The organism is Flavobacterium foetidum (genome assembly GCF_004634245.1).
GTDB classification, from domain to species: Bacteria; Bacteroidota; Bacteroidia; order Flavobacteriales; family Flavobacteriaceae; genus Flavobacterium; species Flavobacterium foetidum.
Map to the genome: position 1 here is coordinate 120247 of NZ_SJTF01000009.1, position 14140 is coordinate 134386.

A 14140-nucleotide genomic window follows, 5' to 3' on the forward strand; every position below is an offset into this window, starting at 1 on the left:
AAAAGATGCTCTTCAAATTAGCTGTTATTTTCTTCTTCTAAATTAGCCGCAGAAATCTGATCCAATATATTAGTTTGATTGGGTGAGATATAGTTTTTTGTTTCGGTAGGAGTTTCTTTTTTGAAAAGAAGGTCCAATGCGTTGTATAGACGTAACAAAACATCTCGATCTTCTTTTGCAATGTCTAAGGCAGTGTTAAAGTTAAAAACATAATTATTCGAATTGCGTACTTCTACTTTTATCGTTTTTGATGTGATTTTAAATTTAACTATGTCCATATTGTTTTTATTACTTTGTTGCAAAAATACTCATTTTACTAATGGCTGTAAAAAATAATTTTTTAGAATTAATTTGATGTTTTGAATTGCGTTTTTAAGAGTTTTCAATCTCAATGATTTCTTGTATGGTTGATATTATATCTTGAATGTAAAACTATCTTTGCTTTTGGCAACATCTTTTCGGATTTCGGGACTATCGGCCCAAGTTCCCGTTGAAATATTTCTCCAGATATTGGCATGATTTCTTCTGAAGTTTTCAGGGAATTTTTTTTCTGTCATTGTTTTTTCCATTTCAGTGATGTTTTCATTATAGTGAAGAGAAACATACAATTAAGAGTAATTCTTAGTAGATTCTGTCTCAAACATGACAGCGATACTATAAGGTTTTGAAATCCATTCTTTTGGAGTTAAGTATAGTCCAAAGTGAGCTGGACTTTTTAGATGACTTGAATCTACAAAAATTTCATTTTTATTTGAATAATGAATTATCTCGTCAAAAAAGGCATAATACAATTTGGACTTTAAAGGGCCAATACTTTTTTGATATTTCAAAACTTTGCTGAATATTGTTCTTTAAAATTTCTAGAATTTCCATTGTTTTGATATGTAACGTTTTTTGAAACAAAAGTAGGTTAGTTGTTTTTCGAGATTATATCTTCACATACGCTAACTAAAGAATTCTCTCTGAAATTTATATACTCGACCATTCTTTTTGTGATTTTTTTTATTAACTCATCTTTCTGTAAAGGGTTTTTACCAAGAAAGTTTATGAATTCTGAATCATTAAAATTGATGCGATTGTTTTTGAAATCTTCCACATTGTCAAAAAAATCGACATCTCTCCACCATTTGAAACATTTAAAATTATGATTTTCAAAGTTTGTTCGGTGTCTATCATGCAAGTTTAAAATTCCAAAAAATAATTCATTACGTGAATTTCCTTTTCCGCTAAAAGGCTCTATCCCGAAGTATATTCCCATGTTCTGGTAATCTTTTAATTCTAGCCATATTCCTGAATTCCAGTCTCCAACTTTATTAGGTGTAGTTACATTATATTTTGAACCCAATTGTAAAATTAAGCTCTGCTCTATTTCAGCTCTGATATCTTCTAAAATTTTGTGTTTTATTTTTTCAAACTCTTTGACAATTTGTTCAGCAGCTAAAAAGTTTGTTAAAATTAAATTCTGTATTTCTTCTCCCATTTTCTTATTAATTGTTTGACCAGTTAACTTTTTAATTAAATAAATATATTGTTTTATTACTTCTCTAAGCATAGGTTTGTCTGATGCCTCTTTTAAGCAAAGCTCCAGCCAGTTTATGATGTCTTCTTTATATGAAATATTAAAATAATGTTGCCTTTCGATAAGTCCTTTTCCAGAAGTTGGTGCGATTCCATCCAATGTTAGATATATAATAGGAGCTTCATTAAAAAAATGTTCTTTACAATAATTGTAATATCTTATCAATTGATTTTGTTGTTCTCCTGCATAGATTTTGTTTTCAATAATAAGCGCATTTGTTTTATTCTTGTCTTCTATGATAATATCAATACGTCCACCTTCGGTTTTATCTTCATTTAATTTTTTAATATTTTTTTCAATGATTGTAACAGCTGTTTCAGTATTAAATTTAAACCTATCAAGATCAAGAGTATATTCGGATTCATCTGCTGCGGCCGAAATAAATTTTTCTTCCAGCATTTTGATAAAAAGCTTTAGCGGAATATCTTTTAAGCCATGTGAGCCTTTGATGTTTAGAAGTTCTCCAATAAATGCAGAATGAGTTCGAACCTCATTGCTTGTTAAGTTTAAAACAGAAAAGACATTGAACTTTTCTCCAGTAATTTCGGCTATATCATCGTATTTGTTTTGAATGATATGCACTTTTTCAAGTAAATTTTTTATTGCGGTGATATTTACTTTTTCATCAATTGAGTTTTCAATCATATGGGTTGAGCTAGAGTTGTTTTAAAACCACAAGTTAGCAAAGTCAAGTAAATAGTTGCATAGATTTGTGATTTATATATGTTATAATTAATTAGATATTGAAGTGCAATGAAAAAACTTTCAAGTTTTTGATGCGGATAAATTATGAACCACAACTGAGAAAGCGATTGGTTTTGGGATTTAGAATAACGAGCAGGATTCTTATAGAGATTACCCAATTTTTTTTACGTAATCTAACTTTTACACATTATTCTTTTTGTTTCTGGAATGAATTATAACAAAAAACCCTTAAACATTTACTGTTTAAGGGTTTTGCCTTTAGTAGCGAGGACGGGAGTTGAACCCGTGACCTCAGGGTTATGAATCCTGCGCTCTAACCAACTGAGCTACCTCGCCTGGACTACAACCAAAAGTGTTCCTGATTGCGGGTGCAAATATAGAAATAATATTAAAGCGAACAAGCAAAAAAGAAAGAAAAAAAAATATTTTTAAAAACGCATTGTTTTTGGACATATATTCTTATATTTCGAAAAAATTAAAAGTAGCACATGGATCCAAAAATACGTTACGAAATAGAGTTTCCGATCAATTCTTCGCCGCAATTATTGTATCAATATATATCAACTCCGTCAGGTTTATCAGAATGGTTTGCTGACAATGTTAATTCTAGAGGAGAGTTTTTTACCTTTATCTGGAATGATTCACAAGAAAAAGCGAGATTAGCCTCCAAAAAATCTGGAGAAAAAGTAAAATTTAAATGGGTAGACGAAAGCAGTAAAGACACTGACTATTTTTTTGAATTGCACATTTTGGTTGACGAATTAACCAAAGATGTATCGCTTATGGTAGTCGATTTTGCAGAAAAGGAAGAATTAGGAGAGGCTAAACAACTGTGGGAGAATCAAATCTCAGACCTCAAACATCTTATCGGATCTGTTTAGTTAAAGCTCTAATTTATCCTTATATTTGCCCTGAACAAAATTCAGGGCTTTTTTATGATTAATTTTAACGGAAACATTACTTCTGGAGAAGATAATATACTTACGCAAAACCGTGCTTTTTTATTTGGAGACGGTGTTTTTGAAACGGTAAAAATTGTTAACAGCAAGATTTTATATCTAGAAGACCATTATTTTAGATTGATGGCTTCTATGCGCGTGGTAAGAATGGAAATTCCGATGAACTTTACAATGGAGTATCTAGAAGAGCAAATTCTAAAATTGGTCAATGAAACTAATTTGACGTCTTCTGCTAGAGCCAGAATTACTGTTTTTAGAAATGATGGAGGGCTTTATCTTCCAAAAACAAATGAAGTTTCTTATTTGATCACTGCTTCGGCTCTTGAAAATAGTTTGTACGAAATAAATAAGGCCGAATATGAGGTAGATTTATATAAAGACTTCTATGTGACCAAACAATTATTATCGTCTATTAAAACGACTAATAAAATGATTAATGTGACCGGAAGTATATTTGCCCACGAAAATGGCTTAGCTAACTGCCTTTTAATTAATGATTCTAAAAATATAATTGAGGGGCTTCAGGGAAATATATTTATGCTGACAGGAAAAAAACTTGTGACACCTCCAGTCTCTGAAGGATGCTTGAACGGAATTATGCGCAAGCAGATTTTAGCGGCGGCCAAGAAAATAGAAGGCATAGAAGTGGCAGAAGAAATAATCTCGCCCTTTGATCTTCAAAAAGCAGACGAATTATTTCTCACAAATGTAATCATGGGAATACAACCCATAACAAAATACAGGAAAAAAGAATTTACAAGTAATCTAGCGCATTTGTTAGTGCAGAAACTGAATGAATCCATAACTGAAAATTAATTCAGATATGGATTTTCAGGTGCATTAGACCAAATAAGGTAGTCGCCTCCTAGCTCAATAATCTGTTCTTTCCAGAAATGAGTGGTCGATTTTCCTATAATTTTGTTTTTATAACTATTGTCTGCAATAATCCAAGAGTTTCCTTGCATTTCATTCTCAAGCTGGTTTTCATCCCAGCCGGTATATCCTAAGAAAAAGCGAATATTGTTTTTTCCAATAGACCCATCATTTATAAGCTCTTTGGTCGATTCAAAATCGCCTCCCCAGTAAATCCCGTTCGAAATCTCGACGCTGTTTGGAATCAGCTCAGGGATATTGTGAATAAAATAAAGGTTGTCTTGTTCTACAGGTCCTCCGTTATATATCTTAAAGTTGGCATCAATTTCTGGTATTAAGTCATTAATAGTATATTTTAACGGCTTATTGATTATGAAACCTATTGATCCTTCTTTGTTATGGTCTGCTAATAAAATTACCGATCTGTTGAATGATAAATCTCCAATTATTGAAGGCTCGGCAATAAGCAGGTGTCCTTTTTTTAATTTTTCTGAAATCATACGGCTACAATTTTTATTAAATTTAATCATAAAAAAATTAAAATCACAAAAAAAATCGTCAAACCGCACAAAAAAACCCTCGATAAGGAGGGTTTTTAGTATATTATAAGTTTAGAGAACTTTCTTACTTAGTTCACTGCACCTTCTAATTCAGCTCCAGCTTTGAATTTTACAACGTTTTTAGCTGCGATCTTAATAGTTTTTCCTGTTTGAGGATTTCTTCCGTCTCTAGCTGCTCTAGATGATACAGACCATGATCCGAAACCTACTAAAGAAACTCTTCCACCTTTTTTCAAAGTTGTCCCTACATTACCTAAAAATGACTCTAAAGCTAACTTCGCTGCAGCTTTTGTAATTCCTGCATCAGCAGCGATAGCATCGATTAATTCTGATTTGTTCATAATAATTAGTTATTAATTGTTGGTTAAAAAAAATTGTTAATACACAAATTTAGTAGGAAATCCGTTGCGTGCAAGTGTTTTGTTTAATTTTAGCAAAAATTGTTAATAACTTGCTTTTTTTGTTCATAAAGAACGTTGTTCATCGATGAAAATCGGGTACAAACCCCTGTTTTACTGATGTTAATAGACTTTTGCAACGTCTGAAAAGCTTACTCCATTTAATAATTCTGAGGCAAGCATTCTCTTTTTTCCCGGAAATTGTAGACTTAATAACTGAACAAAACCATCTTTTATTGCAATCTTGATTTCTTTTTTTGTACTCAATATTTTTCCGATCTCATAAGAATGCTGGTCAAGAATCAGTTTTGCCTCATATATCTTGATACTCATTTCTTCGTTTTGATCTTTCAAAAAACACCAAGATGCAGGATACGGACTCAGGCCTCGAATCAGATTAGTAATTTCTTTTCCAGATTTTGTCCAGTCTATTTTGCAGTTTTCCTTGTTGAGTTTGTAAGCTGTTTTAATATCCTCGTTGTCTTGCTGAATTGTGGTCGCCACATTTCCGTTTTCAATAACTTTTAAGGTGTCAATTACAGTTGTGCTCCCTAAATGCATCAAGCGGTCGTGGAGTTGTCCTGCGTTTTCTTCTGGCTCGATGGCAATTTTAGAATTTAAAATCATTGCTCCCGTGTCAATTTTGTCATCAATAAAAAAAGTGGTAACACCTGTTTTGGTTTCTCCGTTAATGATTGCCCAGTTTATCGGTGCCGCACCACGGTAATTCGGCAATAGAGAAGCATGCAGATTGAAAGTTCCTAAACTTGGCATTTCCCAAACCACTTTAGGCAACATTCTAAAGGCTACTACGATTTGTAAATTGGCATTCAAGGCTTTTAGTTCTGCTAAAAAATTCTCATCTTTTAAGTTAGTTGGCTGTAGTAAGTGTAAGTTGTTTTCGAGCGCATATTCTTTTACGGCCGAATATTTTATTTTTTGTCCGCGTCCTGCCGGTTTGTCTGCAGCAGTAATTACGCCGACAACTTCGTAATTGTTTTTAATGATAGTATCCAGGATTCCGACCGCAAATTCGGGAGTTCCCATAAATATGATTCTCAATTTCTCCATTATGATTTTAAAGTGTATTTATTATTCGCTTGTATGATGATGTGATTGTTTTCGAGTAATTCTTGAAGAACCGAAACAATATCTTTTGCATCCATTTTGATTTGGTTTTCGATTTCTCTCGAAGTCATAGATGCTGTTTTGAGCAAAGATAAAATCTTATCGGCAATCGAGTCGGCTTCTGTGATTTTTCCTTTCTGGGTAATGCAGTAGGAGCAGATACCGCAATTCTCTTTGTTTTCTTCTCCAAAGTAATCCAAAACCAACCTGTTTTTGCAGGTTTTGTTGTCCTTTATATAATGAAGAACAGATAAAAGCTGTTCTTTTTTTACCAGATTTTGTTTTTCTAAATATTTCGAAACACGATTTATAGTGTGGTCGTCTTCTCGAACTTCATTAAACAATATGGTAGCATCGTTGTTTTTAGATTTATATTCTATTATTTCTTTTTCTTTTAGTTTCTCTAAAAGCGCAATGATCTGTTCTTCTGTACGATTTGATTTTTTGGCTATCAGCCCTAGATTTAAATTGGCTTTTACTTCGTGAATGCCGGGATAAGTCCTCAAAATCGCAAGCAATATTTCTTCGTCGTTCGGATTAAGGCTCATGTATCGAATGACTTCCTTTGACTCAATGATAAACTGAATATTGATTTTTTCTGAAAACTCCTGAGACATCGTAATAATGCCCTGCTGATTTAAAAACTGCAGCGCATTATAAGTTTTAAGGGTCGGAAAATCATATTTATTGCAGAAATGATTCATTTTAAACGAAAAAGATTGGTCTAGGCCTTCTCCATATGCAATCTGAAAATAATTACAAAGTTTATTGTAGACTGTCTTTAGAAATTTTTTATCTGGAAGAATGTTTAAAAACTGCTGCTCGGACTGAATGGTGTCTGAATTGTTGTAAAGCAGTATCGAAAAAGATTTCGCACCATTTCGTCCAGCTCTTCCAGATTCCTGATAATAGTTTTCTAAATTTTCTGGAAGCTGGGTATGAATAACCGTTTTTACATTTCCTTTGTCGATTCCCATTCCAAATGCATTTGTTGCTACAATTACCTGAGCCTGTTCCGACATCCAGAGTTGCATATTTTTGTCTTTTTCTTTGGCAGAAAGGCCTCCATGATAATAAGTAGCCGTAAAACCTAACGATTGTAACTGCGAAGATATAGTAAGGCACGATTTGCGATTTCTGACATAAATAATAGAAGCCTGCGGATTTTTTTTCAGAATCTGTTCAACGCGGTACATTTTGTCTTCTACTTCAAAAACCATATAGGCGATATTTTTGCGCTCAAAAGACTGCTGGAAATGTTTTGGGTTTTTTAGTTCCAATTGTGTTCTGATGTCTTCAATTACACGAGGAGTTGCCGTAGCGGTCAATGCCAGAAAAGGAATTTTGGGAAAGAATTTTTTTAATTCTGATATTTTGAGATATGCCGGTCTAAAATCATGGCCCCATTGCGAAACGCAGTGCGCCTCATCAACCGCAATTAAATTTACTGGAAGATTCTTGATGCGTTCCAGAATCCAATCTGATTGTAAGCGTTCTGGTGATAAGTAAAGAAATTTATAATTGCCATATTGACAATTGTCCAGAAGATCAATGATTTCGTCGGCATGAATTCCGCCTGTAAGAGCAATCGCTTTAATATCTCGCTTCTGTAGATTCATTACCTGATCTTTCATCAAGGCAATGAGAGGAGAAATTACCAGACAGATACCTTCCTGCATCATGGCAGGAACCTGAAAACAAATCGATTTTCCGCCACCGGTCGGAAGTACCGCAAAAGTATCTTGCCCTTCCAAAACAGAGTCGATGATTTCTTTCTGCAGCGGTCTAAAACTGTCGTGTTTCCAGTATTTTAGAAGAATATCCTGCGCATTAAGCATGGCATAAGTTTTAAAGTTAAAAATTTAGAAATCAGTTTCTAGTTTTGCAACTTTAAAACCGGCTGCTAAATTTTGTCTAAGATATAAAGAATTCTGTTTTCAACCGTATCTTTCGGAACCTCAATTAAATCGTATCCGTATTTCTTGTAAGTCTCGATAAGATGTTTTTGGATTTCCAATGCTTGTTCAAAATTTTCATAACGTTCTGTATCGCTCTGATAAATTTCTTCCCAAGGTGGCAAAATAAAAGTTTTAGAATATTTAAAGTCCTCGCAAGCTCTGGTGAAATGTTCCGGATATTCATCACCGATGTAATCCATATAAGCAACAACGTCAGGAATACCGCGGTCAATAAAAACTACATCGTCAGGTTCCTCGATAGCGCTTTTAAATTGCTGAATACGACCTTCGAGCAACATTTCGCTAAACAATAAAGGCTGTTCTAGAAACAATTGTTCAATACCTCTTTTTTGAGCTTCGAGGGTAACTTCTCTTGAAATTTCGGGATAACAGCAATAGCCACGAGCGACTAATTCGTTTATAAGTGTAGATTTTCCTGTACCAGGACCGCCAAGCAGGACTATGATTTCTTTTTGCACTATTCTAAAAATAAAGCGCAAATTTACCTAAACTTATTCATAATTAAAAAGAATATTTACTAGAACCGAAAGATTTGGCATTTTTAGCAGATATGGGGTCCTGCTGTTCGCTACAATCTTTTGCTTTTTAAAGGAAAAAGCAAAAGGATTTCCACTTCCATCAGGGCTAGAGGAGAGACATGGTTTTGTTTTTGGGAATTTTTCCAAACGCCATCATCTCCTGCAAGGTTTTCAAAACCTTGTAGGTATATTTTTGGCTTAAATTTTAACCCGTTGGGTGTAATTAAAAAATAGAAGCATTTTAACACATAGAGGCATAGTTTTTTGTACCGAAAAAAGAAAATGGGAGAAACAATTTTCCACACATAGCTAAACTATGTGCATTTAGACTAGTGAAACGCCTTTTTTAAGTTTAGTTAAACTATGTTTCTATGTGTTGAAAATAATTTCACCCAACGAGTTAATTTTATATGTTTCGTTCCGATGGAACTTTTGTAATGTTCATTTATTATTCAACGGATTAAAATCCGTTGCTACAAAATAAATCGTTCCTTCGGAACTTTAACCGAAGAGCCTTTGGCTCGATTAATAAAGTTTTTGTAATTAATCTTCATTTATTTTGACTTTAAAAATCATTCACAAAACAAATGTTTTCCAGACAATGCTGTTTTGTCCGGACCCACAATTATGCTCGATTGAAATTTTTTGTCTTTTACAACATTGTTTACAAATTCTAAAACCTGCTTTTTGCCTTCGTGAAACAAGTAGCCCGAAAATTCATGTCCGCCACCGCAAAAGGTAATCAACTGTATGTCTCTTTGCAGTCCTAGCATGTGATTATAAACGGCTTGTGAGCCATAAAGTATTATAAAACCCGAAGCGTTTTCTGCGCAAGAACGGTGCGAACCTTTGGCATACGGAACTGTGGCATCTTTGCTTCCGTGTGCTAGCAACATCGGAATTGCGTTTGTTTTGGTAATAAGTTTGGTGTCAACAACTGCTCCTGATCCTCCAACAAAACCTGCGTATTTAAACGTTGCGGGCAGATTGTTTTTGTATAAATTCATGGTTTTATAATTCCAAAAAGAAGCTTGGAAACCAATTTCGGCACCAGCGCTAATTCCAGAAACGAATATTTTTGACGTGTCAAGATTGTATTTAGCGGCATTTCCAATCAAATAGCCAGTCGCGAGCCACATGTCGCTCACGCCAATTTGAATTGCTTTTATTTTTTCCTTTAAAATTCCCCCACATCCAAAATCCTTATCCTTCATGTATAAGCTATACGAAATGCTTGCAACAGCATAGCCATTCTCCGACATGAATTTTCCAAAATCTTTCTCGCTTGTGCGTTCTCCACCAGAAAAACCTCCACCGAAAGCAAACATAATCAACGGGATTTTTTGTCCAGCTTTTTTCTTTGGCAGGTATAAATCTAAATCCAGTTTTAAAGTGTCATTTTGAAAATAAGTTAAAGTTTTGACTTCTTGTGCTTGAATAGTGTTGAATACAAGGACGATAAAAAGTAATAGGAGTTTTTTCATTGTAATGTGTTTTGATTTTGGAAAGTAGCAGAATCGCAAAGTTGTTTCGCAATATTGTACGTTGTATGCTTCCTTCTGAGGAACTTTTTAATAAATATTTTAAAGGATTATTTTCTCAAATATAAGCGTAAAATTTACAAAGAAATAATCTTCAATTATATTTTTCTCTGACCTTTGCACCTTTGTAACTTTGTCCCTTTAAAACAAAGTTTTAACCTCAAAAAAAATCTAAAATCTAAAATCATAAATCTGAAATCAAAAACGTATCTTTGCGTTTATTTTTAATTACGAATGGAGAACGATAACGAAAAAAATACAGCTGAGTTTTACGAAAGATTAAAATTGGAACTTGATAATGCAAACAACTGGCCAGCAGAATATTTGTATAAATTCATTGTGCCATCTGTTGCCGATAATGTAGAAAGAGTGGAAAAAGCTTTTGACAGAATGGGAGCGGTGATTAAAACTACAAAATCTAAAACGGGTAAATTTACCAGTGTTTCTATAGATGTTACTATGAACAGTTCAGACGATGTGATTAGTAAATACAAAGAAGTTTCTACTATCGAAGGGATAGTATCATTATAAGATTATGATCGAAAAATATAAAAGAGAAGCCGCAAGCGACGTTGTATATAATTTGGAATACAATTCTGAAAGACAGCGTTTGATTATTCCGGAGTATGGTCGCCATTTGCAAAAACTGATTGATCAGGCTACTGCAATCGAAGACGATGAAACGCGCAACAAAGCCGCAAAATACATCATTCAGGTTATGGGAAGTTTGAATCCGCATTTGCGTGATGTGCCAGATTTTCAGCATAAACTTTGGGATCAGCTTTTTATCATGTCAGATTTTAAACTGAATGTTGAATCTCCTTATCCGATTCCGTCAAGAGACGTATTGCAGCTAAAACCGGAAATCTTACAATATCCGCAGAACTTTCCGAAATACAGATTTTATGGAAACAACATCAAATACATGATAGATGTTGCAAACAAATGGGAAGAAGGCGAAATGAAGAATGCTTTGGTGATGGTCATTGCCAATCACATGAAAAAATCGTTCCTGAGCTGGAACAAAGACACTGTAAAAGACGATGTGATTTTTGAGCATTTATATGAATTGTCTGGAGGCAAAATCAATTTGTTGCAAAGTACAGAAGAACTTTTAAATACAACAGATTTGATGCGCACCAACAAACGTATGTCAAATAAAACTGCTTCTGGCGCCCAACCAAAAAATCAGAACAACAAAAACAACAAAGGCGGACAAAAAAAGAATTTTCAAAAAAACAATAATCAAAAATAAAAAAGGGGCTAAGATGCTAAGCGACTAAGGGGCTAAGGTTTTTTGAAAGAAAAACTTAGAAACTTAGAACCTCAGAATCTTATGAACTTTAAAAAGAACCTTAACAAAGATCTATGGGAATTTTTAAAATCGAAGGGGGAACACCTTTAAAAGGAGAAATCACTCCGCAAGGAGCAAAAAATGAGGCATTACAAATTTTATGTGCCGTGCTGCTGACAGGAGAGAAAGTAAGAATTAATAACATTCCTGATATTATAGACATCAATAAATTAATCACTTTGCTGGGGAATTTAGGGGTGAAAATTCAACGTAACGAACCAGGTTCAATCACTTTTCAAGCAGATGAGGTTAATGTTGGCTATTTAGAAACAGAAGCTTTCAAAAAAGAAGGTGGAGCGCTTCGTGGTTCTATTATGATTGTTGGTCCGCTTTTGGCTCGTTTCGGAAAAGGATATATCCCAAAACCGGGCGGAGATAAAATCGGCCGCCGTAGATTAGATACACACTTTGAAGGTTTTATTAACCTTGGAGCAAAATTTAGATACAACAGAGAAGATCACTTTTACGGAGTAGAATCTCCAGAAGAAGGACTTCAAGGAACAGATATGCTACTTGACGAGGCATCTGTAACGGGAACTGCAAACATCGTAATGGCTGCCGTTTTAGCAAAAGGAACAACTACAGTTTACAATGCTGCTTGCGAACCATATTTACAGCAATTATGCAAAATGCTGAACTCTATGGGAGCTAAAATCACTGGTGTTGGTTCTAACTTATTGACTATCGAAGGTGTTGAAAGCCTTGGTGGTTGTGAGCACAGAATTTTGCCTGACATGATTGAAATCGGTTCTTGGATTGGTCTAGCAGCGATGACAAAAAGCGAAATCACAATCAAAAATGTTAGCTGGGAAAATTTAGGTTTGATTCCGAATACGTTTAGAAAACTCGGAATTACAATCGAAAAACGTAATGACGATATTTATATTCCGGCTCATAAAGACGGATATGAAGTAAAAACAGACATCGACGGTTCTATCTTAACAATTGCCGACGCGCCTTGGCCAGGATTTACGCCTGATTTGTTAAGCATTGTTTTGGTTGTAGCAACTCAGGCAAAAGGAGATGTTCTGATTCACCAAAAAATGTTCGAAAGCCGTTTATTCTTCGTAGATAAATTAATCGATATGGGAGCAAAAATCATGTTGTGTGATCCGCACAGAGCTGTGGTTATGGGACATAATTTCGAATCTCAATTAAAAGCAACAACAATGTCTTCTCCTGATATTCGTGCGGGAATCTCATTATTGATCGCAGCGCTTTCTGCTAAAGGAACGAGTACAATCCAGAATATCGAGCAAATCGACCGTGGATACGAGCGTATCGATGAGCGTTTAAGAGCAATCGGTGCAAAAATCGTGAGAGCTTAAAAAAGTTAGCCGCTAATTTCACAAATTACACTAATTTTTGATTTTTGAATTCAATTGTACGAATTTAGTTTTTAAAATTAGTGGAATAAAACACAAAGCTAATCTTCGTGTAATTTGTGTAATTAGTGGCGAAAAAAATAGTCATAAATGACAAATGAACAAAAAGCTGTAAAAGCTACTATTTTTAGTATAATAGGAAACACCTGCTTGGCCCTGATAAAAGGTCTCGCAGGTTTTTTTGGCAATTCATATGCCTTGATTGCAGATGCCATAGAGTCAACTACGGATATATTTGCTTCATTTTTGGTTTTATTTGGAATCAAGTATTCAAATAAACCTGCCGATGAAAATCACCCTTACGGACATGGCCGCGCAGAACCTTTAATTACCTTTCTGGTGGTCGGATTCTTAATTACATCGGCAACCATTATTGGATATGAAAGTATTGCCAATATTGGAACTTCGCATGAGTTGCCTAAATCTTGGACTTTATATGTTTTAGGATCTATTATTATTTGGAAGGAATATTCTTTTCGTCTTGTGATGAAAAGAAGCAAACAAACCAATAGTTCTTCTTTGGCTGCAGACGCGTGGCATCATAGAAGTGATGCGATAACTTCTGTAGCGGCCTTTATCGGAATTTCGATTGCTCTAATAATGGGGAAAGGCTACGAATCTGCAGATGATTGGGCGGCACTTTTTGCAGCCTTTTTTATCTTATATAACAGTTATAAAATTTTCAGACCTGCACTTGGCGAAATCATGGACGAAAATCTGAATGAAGATTTAGTTGAGGAGATTCGTATTGTAGCTCTTACTGTTCCCGGAATTTTAGGCACTGAAAAATGTTTTATCAGAAAAGCTGGAATGAAATACCATGTGGATCTGCATGCTATTGTTTCGGCAAAGATATCTGTTAAAGAAGGACATGATTTGGCACATAAACTGAAAGATACCTTGCGAGAAAAAAATCCTGAACTAGGACATGTCTTGATTCATATTGAACCGGATGATTATAATTGTTAAAGTTGCTAAGGTTCTAAGATGCTGAGGTTCTAAGTTTTTCTTGTAGCATATTAAAAATATTTCTTTGAAATCATAAGTATACTGCTTAGTTTACAGTCTGTTTGAAGCAAGACTTTAAATAAGCAGATTTTTTTTGAAGTTTGAAAATTTTTGAGCGGGTTTCGACTTTGCTCAGCTTGATATAACTAGTAT

General features: G+C 34.4%; 15 protein-coding genes and 1 tRNA gene. 6 read left to right on the plus strand and 10 right to left on the minus strand.

What is annotated here, in order from left to right:
* Positions 1–17 precede the first annotated feature (17 nt).
* From E0W73_RS12730 to E0W73_RS12740, 4 genes are all read right to left on the minus strand, one after another.
* Positions 18–278 (minus strand): hypothetical protein, encoded by a 261-nt coding sequence (locus E0W73_RS12730; protein ID WP_135222457.1) that lies wholly within the window; start codon positions 276–278, stop codon positions 18–20.
* Between the two features lie 135 nt (positions 279–413).
* Entirely contained in the window at positions 414–557 is a 144-nt protein-coding gene (locus tag E0W73_RS21435; RefSeq protein ID WP_162847704.1) for a hypothetical protein, read from the minus strand.
* 353 nt (positions 558–910) lie between these two features.
* Positions 911–2224: a PDDEXK-like family protein gene (locus E0W73_RS12735; protein WP_135222458.1), complete on the minus strand. Its 1314-nt coding sequence runs from the start codon at positions 2222–2224 to the stop codon at positions 911–913.
* 322 nt (positions 2225–2546) lie between these two features.
* Positions 2547–2620, minus strand: a tRNA-Met gene (locus E0W73_RS12740).
* Positions 2621–2772: 152 nt separating this feature from the next.
* Between E0W73_RS12740 and E0W73_RS12745 the strand changes: the two genes are divergently transcribed.
* Complete coding sequence (locus tag E0W73_RS12745) at positions 2773–3165, plus strand: START-like domain-containing protein (protein ID WP_135222459.1); 393 nt, start codon at positions 2773–2775, stop codon at positions 3163–3165.
* Positions 3166–3219: 54 nt separating this feature from the next.
* Positions 3220–4059, plus strand: coding sequence for an aminotransferase class IV (locus tag E0W73_RS12750; protein WP_135222460.1), 840 nt, complete (start codon positions 3220–3222; stop codon positions 4057–4059).
* On the opposite strand, the gene E0W73_RS12755 is transcribed toward E0W73_RS12750, so the two are convergent.
* The 6 genes from E0W73_RS12755 to E0W73_RS12780 all read right to left on the minus strand — a co-directional run bounded on the left by E0W73_RS12755 (position 4056) and on the right by E0W73_RS12780 (position 10183).
* Complete coding sequence (locus E0W73_RS12755) at positions 4056–4616, minus strand: YqgE/AlgH family protein (RefSeq protein ID WP_135222461.1); 561 nt, start codon at positions 4614–4616, stop codon at positions 4056–4058. The genes E0W73_RS12750 and E0W73_RS12755 overlap by 4 nt on opposite strands.
* A gap of 128 nt (positions 4617–4744) precedes the next feature.
* The gene (locus tag E0W73_RS12760; protein WP_008464760.1) at positions 4745–5017 is read right to left on the minus strand and encodes an HU family DNA-binding protein; all 273 of its coding nucleotides are present in this window, start codon (positions 5015–5017) and stop codon (positions 4745–4747) included.
* Positions 5018–5197: 180 nt separating this feature from the next.
* Complete coding sequence (fmt, locus tag E0W73_RS12765) at positions 5198–6145, minus strand: methionyl-tRNA formyltransferase (RefSeq protein WP_135222462.1); 948 nt, start codon at positions 6143–6145, stop codon at positions 5198–5200.
* A complete protein-coding gene (locus E0W73_RS12770; protein WP_135222463.1) occupies positions 6145–8040 on the minus strand; it encodes a RecQ family ATP-dependent DNA helicase in 1896 nt (631 codons plus the stop codon). Before E0W73_RS12770 ends, fmt begins: the two co-directional genes overlap by 1 nt.
* 65 nt (positions 8041–8105) lie before the next feature.
* Entirely contained in the window at positions 8106–8639 is a 534-nt protein-coding gene (locus tag E0W73_RS12775; protein WP_135222464.1) for an AAA family ATPase, read from the minus strand.
* A gap of 632 nt (positions 8640–9271) precedes the next feature.
* On the minus strand, positions 9272–10183 hold the full coding sequence (locus tag E0W73_RS12780; RefSeq protein ID WP_135222465.1) for a carboxylesterase family protein: 912 nt from the start codon (positions 10181–10183) through the stop codon (positions 9272–9274).
* 291 nt (positions 10184–10474) lie between these two features.
* Here E0W73_RS12780 and E0W73_RS12785 point away from each other — a divergent pair, with 291 nt between their 5' ends.
* The 4 genes from E0W73_RS12785 (at position 10475) to E0W73_RS12800 (ending at position 13948) form a co-directional block, all read left to right on the plus strand.
* A complete protein-coding gene (locus E0W73_RS12785; protein WP_135222466.1) occupies positions 10475–10771 on the plus strand; it encodes a DUF493 family protein in 297 nt (98 codons plus the stop codon).
* Between the two features lie 4 nt (positions 10772–10775).
* Positions 10776–11495 carry a DUF4290 domain-containing protein gene (locus tag E0W73_RS12790; RefSeq protein ID WP_135222467.1) on the plus strand — a complete coding sequence of 240 codons (720 nt, stop codon included), beginning with the start codon at positions 10776–10778 and terminating at the stop codon, positions 11493–11495.
* 113 nt (positions 11496–11608) lie between these two features.
* Entirely contained in the window at positions 11609–12922 is a 1314-nt protein-coding gene (murA, locus tag E0W73_RS12795) for a UDP-N-acetylglucosamine 1-carboxyvinyltransferase (RefSeq protein WP_135222468.1), read from the plus strand.
* Between the two features lie 147 nt (positions 12923–13069).
* Positions 13070–13948, plus strand: coding sequence for a cation diffusion facilitator family transporter (locus E0W73_RS12800; protein WP_135222469.1), 879 nt, complete (start codon positions 13070–13072; stop codon positions 13946–13948).
* Positions 13949–14140: the final 192 nt, after the last annotated feature.

Bases quoted from the DNA above. Each gene is read 5' to 3' on its own strand.
- E0W73_RS12745 (WP_135222459.1), top strand. From the start codon at position 2,773: ATGGATCCAAAAATACGTTACGAAATAGAGTTTCCGATCAATTCTTCG.
- murA (WP_135222468.1), top strand. From the start codon at position 11,609: ATGGGAATTTTTAAAATCGAAGGGGGAACACCTTTAAAAGGAGAAATC.
- E0W73_RS12790 (WP_135222467.1), top strand. From the start codon at position 10,776: ATGATCGAAAAATATAAAAGAGAAGCCGCAAGCGACGTTGTATATAAT.
- E0W73_RS12800 (WP_135222469.1), top strand. From the start codon at position 13,070: ATGACAAATGAACAAAAAGCTGTAAAAGCTACTATTTTTAGTATAATA.
- E0W73_RS12730 (WP_135222457.1), bottom strand. From the start codon at position 278: ATGGACATAGTTAAATTTAAAATCACATCAAAAACGATAAAAGTAGAA.
- E0W73_RS12760 (WP_008464760.1), bottom strand. From the start codon at position 5,017: ATGAACAAATCAGAATTAATCGATGCTATCGCTGCTGATGCAGGAATT.
- E0W73_RS12755 (WP_135222461.1), bottom strand. From the start codon at position 4,616: ATGATTTCAGAAAAATTAAAAAAAGGACACCTGCTTATTGCCGAGCCT.
- E0W73_RS12785 (WP_135222466.1), top strand. From the start codon at position 10,475: ATGGAGAACGATAACGAAAAAAATACAGCTGAGTTTTACGAAAGATTA.
- E0W73_RS12780 (WP_135222465.1), bottom strand. From the start codon at position 10,183: ATGAAAAAACTCCTATTACTTTTTATCGTCCTTGTATTCAACACTATT.
- E0W73_RS12770 (WP_135222463.1), bottom strand. From the start codon at position 8,040: ATGCTTAATGCGCAGGATATTCTTCTAAAATACTGGAAACACGACAGT.
- E0W73_RS12735 (WP_135222458.1), bottom strand. From the start codon at position 2,224: ATGATTGAAAACTCAATTGATGAAAAAGTAAATATCACCGCAATAAAA.
- E0W73_RS21435 (WP_162847704.1), bottom strand. From the start codon at position 557: ATGACAGAAAAAAAATTCCCTGAAAACTTCAGAAGAAATCATGCCAAT.
- E0W73_RS12750 (WP_135222460.1), top strand. From the start codon at position 3,220: ATGATTAATTTTAACGGAAACATTACTTCTGGAGAAGATAATATACTT.
- fmt (WP_135222462.1), bottom strand. From the start codon at position 6,145: ATGGAGAAATTGAGAATCATATTTATGGGAACTCCCGAATTTGCGGTC.